Below are 16069 nucleotides of genomic sequence, written 5' to 3'. Positions count from 1 at the left end.
GTTGCCCGTAATTCATTAAAGTCTTTTGCCAACGAATTCGTGTAAAATCATAATCATTGGTGCCGGTGTCAGTGGCATTACCACCGGTATTGTGTTGCAACTTTTAGGGTATCAAACCCATATCATAACAAGAGATCGGCCGGATCAACCACGAAACCCATCGGATCCAGCGTTTGCCAGCCTCTATCCCTCCGCCTCCATCATTCCGCATTCGGTTTATGGTGATGATGTACTCCGGTACTTCCGGGATTCCCTGCAAGTTTTTGAGTGTCTTTATAACCAGCATTTCCAGGGGCTCTCGATCAACAAGCATTATGAGGTTTTTGAATATGAGAAGCCAACACCCGAATATGCTCCTTTGATGATTAACTTTCGTCGTATTGACAACTGCTGGAAATCTGAAAAGGATGTTCCCTCTCTGCCTTCAACGCAAGAGCTCTTCGGCTGGTCGTTTAACTGTTATTTTGCCGACTGGCCGATCTATATGCCTCAGCTTTTTACGTGGTATGAAGAGCTGGGTGGTAGCATCACCCTCCAGGAACTTTGTCCCAGGGATCTTGACCACCTGTCATCACCGTTCGTTAATTGTAGTGGCCTTTCAGGGCGTACACTTTTTGGTGATACCAATTCAAATGCTGTCCTCAAGGGACACTTAGTGCGGGTGGAAACTAACGATCTCCGCTTATGCACTAATTCCAAAATTTCATACAATTATAATCCAAAACCACCAATCTATGCGGACGCAGCCGGCAATGCCCAGGATCTGTACTGCTACCCCCGGGAAGATGGATTGATACTAGGTGGAAGTCGCCTTGAAGGCACTGTTAGCGGTGAGGGGAAATGGGACGGCGTGTCAATCGGTTCTGAAAGTGTAAATATTGACGGTCATGAAATTCCTGCTCCCATTATCGATATAAACCGGGAGATTTTGGCTCATTCATATGGTATCAATCTTAGTAAATTTCGAAAACGCACTGCCTACACCGGGTATCGTTACATCAGGAAAAAATCAAAAGGACTACGTCTTGAAAAAGGCTCGACGAGTGGCAGGTTACGCATTCATAACTATGGGCACGGCGGCGCTGGGGTAACCCTTTCCTGGGGCTGTGCTATGCAGGTTGCCCGCCTGTTAATCGAAGAAGTGCCCCCAAATAAAGAGTCTCTTGGGGGCCAATCTATCCTTGATCTGCTACGCACAAAAGTTAAGATGCAACGGTTAACAAAGGGAACATAAAAACGTCAATTTCATACACAAATAGTAATAAATCGCAGTCAAATCACTATTATAAATTTCTGACAAATCAACGCATTTTAAATCACTGATGGATAACTATTCCACCGCTGTACGCGCATTAATCAGATTATTGTTGGCTTTTGCCATTATAGCAGCGCTTATCATCACAAAAAACCTGTTGGTACCCTTCTTCCTGTCTGTTCTGTTTGCCTATATGCTGTACCCTGCAGCAGAGCGTCTGGAAGGCCACGGAATTCCACGCATTGCCACCAATTTCATCCTGATTATCGTATCCCTATCAGTAGTCATCGCCACCCTCTACTTGATCGCCGTCTTGATCACCACCTTCTCCCAGGACTTGCCCCAAATCAGGGAGCAGTTTCAAGAAAACATGAAGTATGTGCAATATGCTCTTGGCGATCTGATTGGCGTTTCAAAGGCCCAGCAGGACGCCATCATGAACAACCTGGGTAATACCGGACAATACCTGCGGCAATTTTTTACTGCCACGGCCAACTCCATCCTGGCTATCGGTCTGATACCGGTCTACACGTTTCTTTTACTTTTTTATCGCAACAAATTCCGGGAATTTATTTCACAGATCGTAACCTCCGAACAGGAAGACACAGTACAAAATATCATCGACCAGGCGGCCGAGGTCGTCCCAAAATACATGAAAGGCCTGTTTCTTGTTTGTCTTATTTTAGTGGGATTAAACTCGCTAGGATTTTACCTGATCGGGGTTAAATATGCGCTGCTTTTTGGGATCGTGGCCGCCCTTTTCAATCTGATCCCATACCTCGGCACGGTTATTGGCTATGGCCTTGTATTTATCTTTGTGCTGAGCACCCAATCCCCCGGCCTGGCATTGGGTGTTATCATTCAATTCTTTATCATTCAATTCCTTGAAAACAATATTCTTACGCCAAATATCACGGGCTCGTATGTCAAAATTAACCCGCTTGTAACTATCCTTTCTCTTATTGCGGGTGGTATGATCTGGGGATTACCGGGCATGTTTCTCATTATCCCCTACCTGGCGATGCTTAAAATAGTCTGCGAAAATATAGAACACCTTAAGCCGATAGGCTTCCTGCTTGGCACTCGCGGCACCGAGCGTTATGATATAACACTTGCATCAATCAAACGACGATTCGGCTGGAAAGAATAATCCGGGCAAACCTGACCCCCTTCCCATTTAGATTTTGGAGCCGGAAGCACTGTGTCCAGAATTATTTTTCGGATTTAGCCCTGAAATATTAGGTATCATAACCCCCTGTTTTTATTCAATATAAACACTAAATTTGAGTCTCTATATTTTTTGGCTTTCATCATTGATCGCCTCTGACGGTCGTTTAAATAACACTAAGAAAACAGGAGATATGAGATGAAAAAAATAATTGTTTTAACCATTCTACTCGTGATAGCAGCTGGAGAGATTTTAGCTCAATCCATGACAAATCAAGCTAAAATCAAAAGTGCCATGAGTGCAGCTCCAAGCTCCATTTCCATGGATGCAACTATTATGGACTGGCCGGCAACAGAGGGAGGCGAAATGACCATGCTTAAAGAAGGGACAAACGGTTTCACATGCCTTCCTGACATGCCGGATACCCCTGGCAACGACCCAATGTGCCTGGATGAGCCCTGGCTCAAATGGGCGGATGCATGGATGAATAAAGAAGATGTCAATATCACCCAGATGGGATTTGGCTATATGCTACAGGGCGGTACCCCCGAAAGTAATACGGACCCATACGCCACCGGACCGACCCAAGATAATGAGTGGATGACTGACGCAGTTCCGCATCTGATGATTCTGGTTCCCGACGAAACGATGCTGGACGGGCTGCCAACCAGCCCGGATCAAGGAGGCCCCTGGGTCATGTGGCGCAATACGCCTTACGTTCACATTATGGCTCCCATGCCAAGACATGATGCCGCTAACTAATATTCATTAAACAAATCGAGAACGAAACTATGAAAACACTAGCATGTCGTGATGCCGGTTTTGACTGCAACCATGTAATCAAGGCGAATACCGTTGAAGAGGTACTCAGTAAAGCAGCTGAACATGCGCAGCAGGTTCATGGTCTTAAAGAGATAAATGAAGCCACTGCAAAGAAAATAAGAGCTCAAATCAAAGACACCAAGTAAACCTGGAAGTGCGTTACGCACCAAACTGTTTTTCGGCACAATCAGGGCAGTCCAGCCAGGTCTCGGCGGGTATTTTGGGGAGTGCTTTGGGACTTTTTCCCCGTTCAAAAAACGGGCGATACAGCACTTCCCCTTTATGATGAGATTCGCCACAGGAGTGGCAGCTAACATCACTGTCGATCTCTTTGGGGGTGTAACCGGTTATCACCCACCCCTCATGACCAATGTGCGCAGCCAGGCTTTCAAGCGCCGCGCGGACCGTTTGAGATTTGTTGCCATCGTAATATTTGCCAGAAAGCTGTTCCAGCAGTTTGACAGTCTCCTCATTGAGCGTAAAGTTAAGACGTTTCATGATCCAGAGCTGGTTTACATTGACTTTTGTGATGCTTGTAGTTGAACCAATGACCGGTAACGAGTAGTCCACTCCCCACCATTGTGATGGCTGCCTCTCCAAAGTCTCCAACAAAATCGTGCAGTATCCACGCCAATCCCACTACCAGTAAGCCTGAGTAGAGAAATACAGGAATTCGATGATCATTTAAATCACCCCGCAGGGCGAACACAACAGTGGGTACAATCAGGATAAACAATATGGGATGTGTCCAATCATGAATTGCTTCTGCGACAGGCCAAAGAGGTAAAAGAGCAATCGCAACCGGGAAAAAGAGACAATGAATAGCACAAAGCCCCGAAAGACCTATGCCAAGTCGATCCCAAAAAGCTGGGGATTTTTCTTCTTTCAAAGTTTGGGTATTCAAAATAGAGTTAACACTTAAGTGTGTATTAATATACACACGAACAGGGATTTGTTTCAACCTTTTTTGTAAGTTCCTGCAACTTCACTGAAAGAGGATTGTACTTAGCGTAAAATTTATAAATAAACTCACAGCTAATATCGGGGGTATTATGAAGTCGCGTGCATTTCTAATAACGTTATTCACTATCACACTCAGTTATTATTCAAACTCTTTTGCCCAGGTTGACGCCCGCATGCTACGCCAGCCGGATGTATCGGAGTCTCATATCGTGTTTTCCTATGCTGATGATATCTGGATCGTCTCAAAAAGTGGTGGCACTGCCAATCGTTTAACTTCCGCTAAGGGCCAGGAATCTTTTCCCCGGTTCTCTCCCGATGGAACCACGGTGGCCTACACTGCCAACTATGATGGCAACAACGATATCTATGTCATCCCCGCTGAAGGAGGGGTACCTGTGCGCGTAACGCACCACCCCATGAATGAGCGGGTGCTGGGCTGGTTTCCCGATGGAGAAAACATCCTGTTCTCTTCGAGTATGAAAAGCGGTCGGCAACGGTATAATCAGTTTTACAAAGTTTCGGTTGACGGGGGACTTCCCCAGAAATTACCGGTTCCGTATGGAGAATTCGGTGACATCTCTCCCGATGGACAGACTTTGGCCTATACCCCAAAATCTCGCGTTTTTCGCACCTGGAAACGCTATCGCGGCGGCTGGGCACCGGATATTTTGCTATTTGACCTGGAAACATACGAATCCCAAAAAGTTACTGACAACGATGCCAACGATGACCAGCCGATGTGGCACGACTCCACGCTATACTTCATGTCGGATCGCGGCAAGGATCTGCGGTACAACATTTGGGCTTACGACCGAAATTCAGAGCAAACACTACAGGTCACAGACTTCAATGAGTACGATATCCACTTTCCTGCTATCGGTCCCTCCGACCTGGTATTTGAAGCCGGTGGCCGACTATACCTGATGGACCTGGAAACCGAGCAAACACGAGAGGTGGAAGTGGATGTCATTACAGATAAAACCACCCTTAAGCCTCATACTGAAAATGTTAGCAACCTGATCCAAAATGCCTACCTTTCGCCGGACGGAAACCGGGTGCTTTTCCAGGCGCGAGGCGACCTGTTTTCTGTGCCCAACGAGCATGGCCCCATCATGAACCTAACGCGGAGTTCTGGGGTGGCTGAACGTTACCCTGCTTGGTCTCCAGATGGAAATTACGTTGCCTACTGGAGCGATCGTTCGGGCGAATATGAACTTACTGTTCGGGATAATCGCGGATCCGGGAGTGAGCGGACCCTTACTTCTACCGAATCTAAATTTAAATACAACCTGTACTGGTCGCCCGACAGCAAAAAGCTCGTTTTTGTTGATAATGCCATGAATATCCGTCTCTATGACATGGAAGAGGAAGCACTTACCGATATCGGCAGGGGACTCTGGATGTATGAAGGCGGACTGCGCGATTTTTCGGCCAGCTGGTCACCCGACAGCCGATGGGTTGCTTTTTCGCGGGGATTGGACAATCGCCAGCATGCTATTTTTCTGCATAACACCGATACCGGGGAAACCACTCAAGTTACTTCCAGCTACTATCATGATCGGGACCCGGTTTTTGATCCCGATGGCAAATACCTATATCTCCTTTCCAGCCGTACACTTGACCCAGAGTACAGTGATATGGACAATACCTGGATTTATGCAAATAGCACCAACATTGCAGCCGTGCCGCTTACTGACAGTATCGCCTCTCCCCTTGCGCCGCGCAATGATGAAGTCGAAATCAAAAAAGAAGATCAGGAATCTAAAGAGGAAAATGAGAATGGGAATGGTAAAGAGCCGGAAGAGGTCGAAATTGACCTGGAGGGCTTTGAATCTCGTTTGGTTCAGCTGCCCCCGGATGCCGGAAATTATGGAAATATCAGTGCAGTTTCCGGCAAGGTGCTATACCAGCAGTATCCACGGACTGGAGCAGAAGGCAACGGCAGCACATTAAAATATTATGACCTGGAAGAACGTGAAGAGAAAACGATCATTGAAAATATCAATGGATACCAGCTTTCAGCTGATGGCAAAAAGGTGTTGGTTTACAGCGAAGGTAAATTCGATATCATTGATCCCTCTCCCGAACAAAAGGTAGAAAAGCCACTTCGAACTGATGAGCTGACGATGGAGGTTGTTCCCCGGGAGGAATGGCAGCAGATCTTCAACGACACCTGGCGTTTTATCCGGGATTTCTTCTATGATCCCAATCTCCACGGGGTTGACTGGGATGCAATGAAACAGCGCTACCAGCGTATGCTGGATGATGCCGTTACACGAACCGATGTAAATTACGTCATTGGTGAACTCATCGCTGAGCTGAATGCCTCGCATACCTATCGCGGTGGCGGCGACCAGGAAAATGCAGAGCAGCGCGGCGGGGGTTTGCTGGGTATCGACTGGGCGCTGAGCAATGGGGCGTATCAAATTGAAAACATTGTGGAGGGTGCTCCCTGGGATAATGAAGTCCGTTCTCCATTCCACCAACCGGGGATTGATGTCAGTGAAGGTGATTATATCCTGGCGGTCAACGGGATGCCAATGGATACCTCCAAAGATCCCTACGCAGCATTTGAAGGTCTTGCGGAAAAAACGGTAGAGCTGACGGTGAATAATCGTCCTGAAATGGAGGGAGCCCGACAGGTGTTGGTGGAAACACTTTCGAATGAAACCCGGTTGCGTCATCTTTCATGGATTGAATCCAACCGGAAACGAGTGGAAGAGGCCACGGATGGACGCGTAGGTTATATCTATGTCCGCAGTACAGGAATCGACGGACAAAATGAGCTGGTTCGCCAGTTTATGGCTCAATTTGACAAAGAGGCCTTGATCATTGATGAGCGGTTCAACAGTGGAGGCCAGATACCAGACCGTTTTATAGAACTGCTGAACAGGCCTGAACTGGTGCACTGGGCGGTTCGGGACGGACGCGACTGGCAATGGCCACCGGTAGCCAACTTTGGTCCCAAGGTAATGCTGATCAATGGCTGGAGCGGCTCCGGGGGCGATGCCTTTCCCTCCTATTTCCGGCAGAGTGGGCTTGGTCCCCTGATCGGCACACGGACCTGGGGCGGACTTATCGGAATTTCCGGTGCTCCCGGTCTCATTGACGGCGGAGGAGTAACGGTACCCACGTTCAGAATGTACTATCCGAATGGAGAGTGGTTTCCCGAAGGACATGGAGTAGAACCGGATATACATGTAGAAGATGACCCGACGCAGTTGGCCCGCGGTACCGATCCACAGTTGGAGCGTGCAATCCAGGAAATTGAGCAGATGCTCAAAGAAAATCCAAACGAGAAACCGGAGCGTCCTCCCTATGAGGATCGAACAGGCACTGGGAATTAATAGCAAGATATAACTCAAAAGAGATGTCATCTCTTCCCAAAGATGACATCTCTACTTGCTTCTTTTTGTGATCATTAATCCATTGAAAATACCTCTCACGGTTTGACCCAAGACCTATCAGAACCAAATCGGTATTCTGTACCAAAATAATCCACAACAAAAAATGGCACCTTCTCTCAAAGGTGCCATCAAAGTCAACTCAGCGACCAGATATCGTGTTTATGAAATGATATCTCCCAGCTTTTTATGCTGTTTGCTTCTTACGCTGTTTAAAGTGGTTGATAACGCCACCGGCAAGTAAGGCGTCTTTCTGACGTCCACTTGCAGTGAGCTTCATCTTGTATTTATTACCCTTGGTTTTGTTTTCGAGGTAGATCTCCTCATCCTTTTCAAGGGCTTCCCGGATACCTTCAATCGCAATGGTATCGCCTTGATCAATGTCATCGTAATCTTCTGGATTAGCGAACTCAAAAGGCGGAATACCAAAGTTGATTAGGTTTTGCCAGCCGATACGAGCATAGCTCTTGGCTATTACTGCACGCATTCCAAGGTAACGGGGTGCAATTGCGGCGTGCTCTCGACTTGAGCCCTGAGCATAGTTTTCACCGGCAACAACCACATGTCCACCATGCTGTTCCTTGGCTTCCATCGCCCGATCGTGGAAGTTTTTATCCACAACATCAAGGGTAAACTTACTGATCTCGGGAATGTTACTTCGGAAAGGAAGCACTTCAGCCCCGGCACGTAGAATCTCGTCTGTTGAAATATCGTCTCCCATCTTCAGCAGGACGGGAACGTCGAAATCTTTGAGTTCATCAAAATTGGGCATCGTTGAGATATTCGGCCCTTTCTTAATTTCCCCACGTTTCTCCTTCGGCTTTGGCGGAGTGAGCATCTCTGTATTAATAACCAGTTTCTTGGGATGCTCATACTTCGGATATTTCATATTGTAGAGATCCTCAAGATCTCGTGGATCGGTAATTTTGCCCGTCAGAGCAGAAGCGGCAGCCGTTTCCGGACTTACCAGGAATACGGAGTCTTCAGGGGTTCCTGACCGGTCCGGGAAGTTACGTGGAACCGTACGCAGGCTATTTTGTCCTGAAGCCGGTGCCTGTCCCATTCCAATACATCCATTACAACCGGCCTGGTGGATACGTGCCCCGGATTGTACCAGGTTAAACATCACATCATTCTTAACCATATTCTCAATGATCTGTCGTGATGTGGGGTTGATGTCAAAAGAGACATTATCGTTCACCGTTTTTCCTTCCACAATCTTGGAAGCAATCCAGAAATCGCGGTACCCCGGATTTGCAGAGGAACCCACATATGACTGGTAAATATCCTTGCCTTCGACTTCACGAACAGGTACAACATTGCCCGGGCTGCTTGGCAGTGCAATCAGCGGTTCAACATCATCGAGGACCAGCTCTTCATACTTGTCGTACTTAGCCCCTTCGTCGGCCTTAAGCTCAACAAATTCGTGGCCTCGCTCCTGAGATTCCATAAACCGGCGAATTTCACCATCAGCAGGGAATACGGTGCTTGTGGCCCCCATCTCAGTTCCCATGTTCGCAATAACGTGGCGATCCATGGTGTCCAGGTTTTTCAATCCTTCACCGAAATATTCAATAACATAACCGGTTGCCCCGTCAACGTCATAGCGGCGAAGCATTTCAAGAACTACGTCTTTAGCACTAACCCAGTCCGGCAGTTCGCCTTTCAGTTCCACCCCGAGTACTTTCGGCATCTTTATGTAGAGCGGCTCACCGGCAATGGCAAAAGCTACATCCAAACCGCCGGATCCAATAGCAAGCATTCCCATGCATCCGGAAGCAGGAGTATGGCTGTCAGATCCTGCTAATGTTTTTCCCGGAATGGCAAAGCGTTCTGTTTCAATAGGATGGCTCACTCCATTACCAGGACGACTAAACCACATTCCAAAACGTTCTGCGGCAGACTTCAAAAATACGTGATCATCGGGATTCTTATAGTCAGTCTGAATCAAATTGTGATCGACGTACTGGCAAGACAATTCTGTTTGTGCTTCGTCCAGTTCCATGGCTTCAAGCTCAAGCATTACCATAGTACCGGTAGCATCTTGAGTCAGGGTCTGGTCTATTCTAAGACCAATTTCTTCACCCGGAACCATTTCACCTTCTACAAGGTGACTTTTTATTAGCTTCTGGGTAACGTTAAGTGGTTTACTCATGAGTGTTTATAATGATTTTTGGTTTTCAGTCGCTAACGTGTTTATGTACATAAATTGAGGGTATGCAGCACTAGATTTGTGCACAAAGTGGGAGGAATCGTTATAATCATATGCACGTGCAATCACTAACAGCTACATAGCCGCATAAGTAATTAAAAAACTCATACAAGTCATAATATAACAATGCCTTAGCAGCCGTTAAGATTCCGGGTTTGCCAGTTTAAATTAAATCTAAACACAATGGCGAGTCTGCCCACTTCCCAGTTATTGCATTTCTGTCCGGTAAAACCTTCACCCATCTGCTGGTCCAGCAATTGTAAAAACTGAATTTGGCTTTCGCCCAGAGACTTCGTTAATTACTTTCAATCCTATTTTTAAAGGGATGTCAGCATAAGAATGAAAAATTAAGCAAGCAGGAGAACTGTATGATTCGTCATGTCGTCATGTGGAAACTAAAAGATGAAGCCGCCGGGGCTACCAAGCAAAAAAATGCCGAAAAAATGAAGCTTATCCTGGAAGGTTTAAAAACAAATATTGATGAGATTAAAAATGTAGAAGTCGGCATCAATATAAATTCCGATGAAAACGATATGGCGTATGATGTAGTACTGATTTCAGATTTTGAAACAGAGTTGGATTTCACCATGTATACCCGCAATGCCCATCACAAAAAAGCGGTTGATTTCATTGAATCTGTCATTAAAGAGCGCCGGTTCGTGGACTACAAGGTCGATACGTAGTCAGGAGATACGAGCCTTTAATCCATTAGATATCAGAAGTTTCTGGTATTCGGGATTCTGCCGCTTTCACCAGCGATTTAAAGACAGCCCGTTGCTCACGTATCTGTGGCATATATTCCGGATGCCACTGCACGCCAACCACAAATGGAAGCGTAGGTAGTTCAACAGCCTGGATAATACCGGTTTTTTCATGAGCCACCACCTTCAAGGGTGAAGCCAATTTATTGATCGCCTGGTTGTGCAGGGCATTTACGGTTATGTTCGGCGCCCCGAGCATTTGCCCCAGTTTGCTGTCAGGATCGACCTGTACTCTCTTCTTCGGAAAAATAGAATAAATTTTGGGAATCTCGCCATAAAAGCCCGTGATATCCTGGTGAAGTGTCCCGCCCAGCTTGACATTGATAAGCTGGGCACCACGACAGATACCCAACACCGGAATTCCGCGGTCGAACGCCTTTTGAAGATAGTTCAACTCAAGTGCATCACGCTGCTTGTCAATAATACTGGAGTTGGCAGCAAAAACTTTTCGAACAAAAAATATCAGGGGATACAGCACCAGGGAAAAAGCCTGGATAACACGGTGCCATGCTCCTTTTTTATGGCTTCCTCTATCCCTTTGGGAGTCAGCTCGTTCTTGTCCATATTCCTGGGGATTAAGATCCGCTCCACCCCCCAAAATCAATCCATCTAATTGATCTGCCGGGTACTTTTTCCGGGTTGTTATTCGTACTGCTTTCCCTCCCTGCAACCATATCCCCAGCTTGATGAAAAGCCAGGCAGCCGTCCCCCCTCTTGCAGGACCGGTAACACCGATTATAGGTTTTGTTTTTTGCATCAGAGATCCAGTAGTATTTTCGTAGTTTGAGCCCACTCTTTTTTAAACGCAAGAACGGCCTCTCCTTTACGCTGCAGATACAATTCGCTTAATTTTCGAAGCATTTCCCGGTTAGCAGCCAATTTCTCAACTTCTAACCAGCGGTTCCACTCATCCTGGAAAGTCCAGTCCGGGTCCTCAATCCTGCTATTCGGCAGCCGATAATGAAATGTGGGTCTCGGGCTGTTTTTTTCATCGCCCAACGCACCTGAAACACGATCCCCATCGATCATGGCAAAAATGGGCATCATATCCAACGGCCGGTTACGGGTAGGGCTAAACTGCAGGTAATCGGAAATTAAGTGCTCTACAGTAGGTTGATAACCTGGGCTTAGCACCATTTCTACATAACGGTCCGGGAAATGATCAATAAATGGGGAAATACGCCGGGAGAAATCGATATCAAGCTCTTCAATCAACCACGGATACAGTACAAAAAATGAACGCAGATAACGAAGCAGTGTATCCGTCTCCAGGTTGGGCACTTCGATATTGATGTGCAGCCCAAATGCATGCATCCAAGACGATTCCGTACCCTCTGCTTTCCGTTCCTGAAGCTTGCTTCGGAGCCGTTCCAGGACTTCAATTTCATTATAGGGCAATGGTGGCATCACGACCTCAAGGGGGATTACCGCCCGAGCCAGCTTATCCACAATATCCCCGATGGAATCCCTGATAATATTTTCGTCAATATCCAGGTCCCAGTCCCCGAAAAGATCACTGCCCGCCATCTTTTTGAGAATCCGGGCATCCAGTTCAACTTGGAAATCACCTATTTCAGTGCCAAAAACTGTATACTCATACCGGTGCTGCTTTTTAATTTCTCCTCCAAAAAGTTCCTGAATTTGCTCACCAGCTTCTTTGATTTTTAAGCCGGCGAATTCAAGTTCAAACCCAACCTTCCTGGGGAGTCCATCTTCATTTTTGGGCTCGGGCAAACAAGATGACATTATGTAATCCTTCCTACAATGTTCCGATTATCACTGGCTGCTATTATCTTGAACGTTTTGAGTTGTAAAATATGTAAATGGATTTGTCATGTTTTTAAGTTCTTGTGATAATCAGTACAAATAATACCAGTAAAACAAATGTCTATTCCTATGAAGCATGCTTATCTCTTCACCTTCCTGCTGCTTATTTTCAGCCAGGCGTTGGCACAGGAACAACCGCAGGTTTTTGAAGGAGCCAGGATCATTCCGATTGCAGGCAACGAAATTGAAAATGGAGCACTTATCGTTCAGAATGGAAAAATTTCTGCCGTGGGAAAATCCGGAGACGTGGATATCCCCAAAAACGCAAATGTTGTTGATGTTACCGGAAAAGTGATTATGCCCGGGCTGGTCGACTCCCACTCCCACATCGGGGAGGGCGACGGCGGCGACCGTTCCGCAGCACTCCACCCTGGCGTACGCATTCTCGATGCCATCGATCCGAACAGCGATACCTTCAAAAAGGCTTTGGCCGGTGGTATCACCTCTGTCAATGTAATGCCGGGCTCAGGTCACCTGATGAGCGGGCGAACGGTCTACCTGAAGCTTCGGAAATCAGACACTATTGAGGGGATGCTTTTTGTGGATGATCCCTCTCAGCAGGTGGCCGGGGGATTGAAAATGGCCAATGGTACCAACCCACTGGGTGACGGACCGTTTCCCGGGACACGTGCTAAATCTGCGGCGATGGTTCGTGAGTTATTCGTCAAGGCACAAGAGTATAAGCAAAAAGTAGAGCAGGCGGATGGCAATCCTGAAGAGATGCCGGAACGCGATCTCGGTATGGAAACGCTGATGGAAGTACTCAATGGAAAGCGAATTGTTCACAACCACACCCACCGCCACGATGATATCCTGACGGCCATTCGGCTGGCAAAGGAGTTTGGCTACCGCATGGTATTGCATCATGTCAGCGAAGCCTGGAAAGTGGCGGATGAAATCGCAGAGGCCGGGGTCCCCTGTTCCATCATAGTGCTGGATGCCCCGGGCGGCAAACCGGAGGCAGTTGACATCAAATACAAAAACGGGGCCGTTTTAGAAGAAGCGGGCGTTCCGGTCGGCTACCACACCGATGCCTCAATTACTGATACCAGATTGTTCCTGCGCTCTTCCGCTTTTGGAGTTCGAGCCGGGATGGACAGGGAAAACGCGCTCCGGGCCGTGACTATTGAAAATGCCAAAATGCTGGATATCGAGGACCGCACCGGCACCCTTGAGGAGGGAAAAGATGCCGATTTCATCATTCTCTCTGGCGACCCACTGAGTGTCTACACGCATGTGGAGGAGACCTGGGTTGAGGGTGTAAAACGATTTGACCGCGACGATCCCGAAGATCTCAAATATGCCACAGGTGGATACGAGGTATTCCGTGGTGAAGTTTATGATCATCATCTCAATGCAAGAGATTAACCAGAAGGAAATGATTATTATGATTAAGCGAATATTTTTAAGCATTGTCATTCTGCTGAGTTTTACCAGCACGCTGCTCAGGGCCCAAATAGCTGTCAGAGGTGAAACGATACACACGATGAATGGAGAACCCATTCAAAATGGAGTGATACTTGTAAGTGATGAAAAAATTGAAGCCGTTGGATCGGCCGATGAAATTCAAATTCCCAACAATTATGATGTACATGAAGCCAGTGTGGTTACGCCAGGACTGATAGACGCTCACACTGTGGTGGGATTGGCAGGAATTTACAACCTAGATTCTGACCAGGATCAGCTGGATGATTCCGATCCCATTCAGCCGCAACTGCGGGCGATTGACGCCTATAATGCCCGAGAAGAACTCGTTAAATTTGTACTCGACAAGGGCGTTACCACAGTTCACACGGGTCATGGTCCAGGCGCCATCGCCAGCGGACAGACCATGATCGCCAAAACGCCCTATCAAACTGTGGAAGAAGCTGTGATCGACTCTGCAACCACGGTAGCTTTTACCCTCGGGTCGATGGTAGACAGATATTTTGATTCGCCCGGCACCCGCGCCAAAGGGGTAGCCATGCTTCGTCAAACGTTTATCAAAGCGCGAGAATATGCCGAAAAGCGCAACTCTGATGATCCTCCATCCAAAGATCTAAAGATGGAAGCCCTGGCAGATATCCTCGATGGTAAACTGACCGCCATGATAACAGCGCATCAGTCCCAGGACATCATGACGGCCCTCCGACTGAAAGAGGAGTTTGGATTTGAAATGATACTAGACGGTGCCGCGGAAGCTTATCTCCTGATTGATGAAATTAGGGACGCAGGTGTTCCTGTCTTTATCCACCCCACCATGGTTCGCACGTCAGGTGACACCAAAAACGCCAGCTTTACTACTGCGGCTAAGCTGGCAGAGGCTGGCATCCCCTTCGCCTTTCAGAGTGGATTTGAGAGCTACGTTCCCAAAACAAGAATCATACTCTACGAAGCGGCTATTGCGGTCGCCAACGGACTTCCCAGGGAAGCCGCATTGCGAGCAATGACTATTCAACCGGCACAGTTGCTCAACATCGAAAAACGGGTGGGATCAATTGCGGTAGGCAAAGATGCTGACATTGTTCTTTTTGACGGTGATCCATTTGAATACACCACCCATATTTCAACAGTAATCGTGGATGGAAAGGTGGTTAATGAAAATGATTCTGATTAGGTGGGAATCTCCCTGCTCATAATTAGGATTTGACGAAATATATGGGCTAAATTGAGTAAACAACGACTCGGATCAAAGCAACCCAAATCCACTTTTGACCGTACTTCTATTATTTATTTAAAATAAGCCAATAAATTGCCTTTAGACACAATTAAGATGGATTTTTCGGTAATATTTCCTTTCCTTTGAGACCGATATGATAAGTAAAATCACAGACCTAAATATTGAATGATGAGCAATCTTTTTGATCTATCTGGCAAAGTCGCAATTGTAACAGGCGGAACAGGGGTTTTGGGCGGCGCAATGGCCAAAGGACTGGCTGAAGCCGGGGCCAAAATTGGCATCCTTGGAAGAAGTGAAGATTCTGCCGATGAGAATGTAAAAGAAATCAAAGATAACGGTGGAGAAGCGATTCCACTAATTGCCGATGTCCTGGTTAAATCTGACCTGCAGGAGGCTCGTAAGAAAGTGCTTGACCAGTGGGGCCGCATCGATATTCTTATCAACGCTGCGGGGGGTAACTTATCTGGTGCTACTATCAATCCTGAACAATCCTTCCTGGACCTGGAAGATGAAGCTCTTGAAAATGTGATGAATCTTAACTTTATGGGTACTTACCATCCCACCAAAGTCTTTGGCGAAGACATGATTGAAAACAAGCAGGGTTCAATTATTCACATCTCCTCTATGGCATCAGATCGGGCTATCACCCGCGTGCTCGGTTATTCTGCTGCCAAAGCGGCCGTTGACAACTTTACCAAATTTCTTGCCACTGAACTGGCCATCAAATATGGCGATGGATTACGCGTTAACGCCATTGCACCCGGATTCTTCATCGGAGAGCAAAACCGCGATCTGTTGCTCAACGAAGATGGATCTCTGACTGACCGCGGACAAACAATTGTAGACAATACGCCGATGAATCGTTTTGGTGAAAAAGAAGAGCTGATCGGGACAGCGGTCTGGCTGGCAAGCGAAGCTTCTAAATTTGTAACCGGAACCGTTATCCCCGTTGATGGTGGATTTAGCGCATTTAGCGGTGTGTAGCCGTCTACTTAATT

Annotated in this window: 14 protein-coding genes; 9 read left to right on the top strand and 5 right to left on the bottom strand. The window is 47.1% G+C overall.

All coding sequences use genetic code 11. The annotated features are described in order from the left end of the window. Window positions 1–25: 25 nt before the first annotated feature. The 4 genes from NC796_RS03095 to NC796_RS03080 all read left to right on the top strand — a co-directional run bounded on the left by NC796_RS03095 (window position 26) and on the right by NC796_RS03080 (window position 3391). A complete protein-coding gene (locus tag NC796_RS03095) occupies window positions 26–1234 on the top strand; it encodes an FAD-dependent oxidoreductase (protein WP_310682048.1) in 1209 nt (402 codons plus the stop codon). An 88-nt stretch (window positions 1235–1322) separates the two neighbouring features. Next, the gene (locus NC796_RS03090) at window positions 1323–2405 is read left to right on the top strand and encodes an AI-2E family transporter (protein WP_310682046.1); all 1083 of its coding nucleotides are present in this window, start codon (window positions 1323–1325) and stop codon (window positions 2403–2405) included. Window positions 2406–2621: 216 nt separating this feature from the next. Then, window positions 2622–3185 carry a hypothetical protein gene (locus NC796_RS03085; protein ID WP_310682043.1) on the top strand — a complete coding sequence of 188 codons (564 nt, stop codon included), beginning with the start codon at window positions 2622–2624 and terminating at the stop codon, window positions 3183–3185. A 29-nt stretch (window positions 3186–3214) separates the two neighbouring features. Then, a complete protein-coding gene (locus tag NC796_RS03080) occupies window positions 3215–3391 on the top strand; it encodes a DUF1059 domain-containing protein (protein WP_310682041.1) in 177 nt (58 codons plus the stop codon). A 13-nt stretch (window positions 3392–3404) separates the two neighbouring features. Here the strand turns inward: NC796_RS03080 and NC796_RS03075 are convergent, their stop codons facing one another. Together NC796_RS03075 and NC796_RS03070 are read right to left on the bottom strand one after the other, a co-directional pair. Then, window positions 3405–3743 carry a hypothetical protein gene (locus NC796_RS03075; RefSeq protein WP_310682039.1) on the bottom strand — a complete coding sequence of 113 codons (339 nt, stop codon included), beginning with the start codon at window positions 3741–3743 and terminating at the stop codon, window positions 3405–3407. After that, window positions 3730–4134, bottom strand: a complete 405-nt coding sequence (locus tag NC796_RS03070) for a MerC domain-containing protein (protein ID WP_310682038.1) — start codon at window positions 4132–4134, stop codon at window positions 3730–3732. The genes NC796_RS03075 and NC796_RS03070 overlap by 14 nt, the downstream gene beginning before the upstream one ends. Window positions 4135–4297: 163 nt before the next feature. Here NC796_RS03070 and NC796_RS03065 point away from each other — a divergent pair, with 163 nt between their 5' ends. Beyond that, window positions 4298–7555: a PDZ domain-containing protein gene (locus NC796_RS03065; RefSeq protein WP_310682036.1), complete on the top strand. Its 3258-nt coding sequence runs from the start codon at window positions 4298–4300 to the stop codon at window positions 7553–7555. Between the two features lie 244 nt (window positions 7556–7799). On the opposite strand, the gene NC796_RS03060 is transcribed toward NC796_RS03065, so the two are convergent. Further along, the gene (locus NC796_RS03060; RefSeq protein ID WP_310682034.1) at window positions 7800–9767 is read right to left on the bottom strand and encodes an aconitate hydratase; all 1968 of its coding nucleotides are present in this window, start codon (window positions 9765–9767) and stop codon (window positions 7800–7802) included. Window positions 9768–10192: 425 nt separating this feature from the next. Here NC796_RS03060 and NC796_RS03055 point away from each other — a divergent pair, with 425 nt between their 5' ends. Beyond that, window positions 10193–10507: a Dabb family protein gene (locus NC796_RS03055; protein WP_310682032.1), complete on the top strand. Its 315-nt coding sequence runs from the start codon at window positions 10193–10195 to the stop codon at window positions 10505–10507. 25 nt (window positions 10508–10532) lie between these two features. On the opposite strand, the gene NC796_RS03050 is transcribed toward NC796_RS03055, so the two are convergent. Together NC796_RS03050 and NC796_RS03045 are read right to left on the bottom strand one after the other, a co-directional pair. Continuing rightward, window positions 10533–11342: a type 1 glutamine amidotransferase gene (locus NC796_RS03050; protein WP_310682031.1), complete on the bottom strand. Its 810-nt coding sequence runs from the start codon at window positions 11340–11342 to the stop codon at window positions 10533–10535. Beyond that, window positions 11342–12331 (bottom strand): amidoligase family protein, encoded by a 990-nt coding sequence (locus tag NC796_RS03045; RefSeq protein WP_310682029.1) that lies wholly within the window; start codon window positions 12329–12331, stop codon window positions 11342–11344. The genes NC796_RS03050 and NC796_RS03045 overlap by 1 nt, the downstream gene beginning before the upstream one ends. A gap of 150 nt (window positions 12332–12481) precedes the next feature. On the opposite strand from NC796_RS03045, the gene NC796_RS03040 reads away from it, so the two are divergent. The 3 genes from NC796_RS03040 (at window position 12482) to NC796_RS03030 (ending at window position 16055) form a co-directional block, all read left to right on the top strand. After that, window positions 12482–13780: an amidohydrolase family protein gene (locus NC796_RS03040; protein ID WP_310682028.1), complete on the top strand. Its 1299-nt coding sequence runs from the start codon at window positions 12482–12484 to the stop codon at window positions 13778–13780. 19 nt (window positions 13781–13799) lie between these two features. Then, entirely contained in the window at window positions 13800–15008 is a 1209-nt protein-coding gene (locus NC796_RS03035; RefSeq protein WP_310682026.1) for an amidohydrolase family protein, read from the top strand. 228 nt (window positions 15009–15236) lie between these two features. Next, the gene (locus NC796_RS03030) at window positions 15237–16055 is read left to right on the top strand and encodes an SDR family oxidoreductase (protein WP_310682025.1); all 819 of its coding nucleotides are present in this window, start codon (window positions 15237–15239) and stop codon (window positions 16053–16055) included. Window positions 16056–16069 lie beyond the last annotated feature (14 nt).

The organism is Aliifodinibius sp. S!AR15-10, assembly GCF_031569985.1.
Lineage (GTDB): Bacteria > Bacteroidota > Rhodothermia > Balneolales > Balneolaceae > JAMQKA01.
Note: the sequence above shows the minus strand (reverse complement) of the source record. Positions and strands in the feature narration are given on the sequence as shown.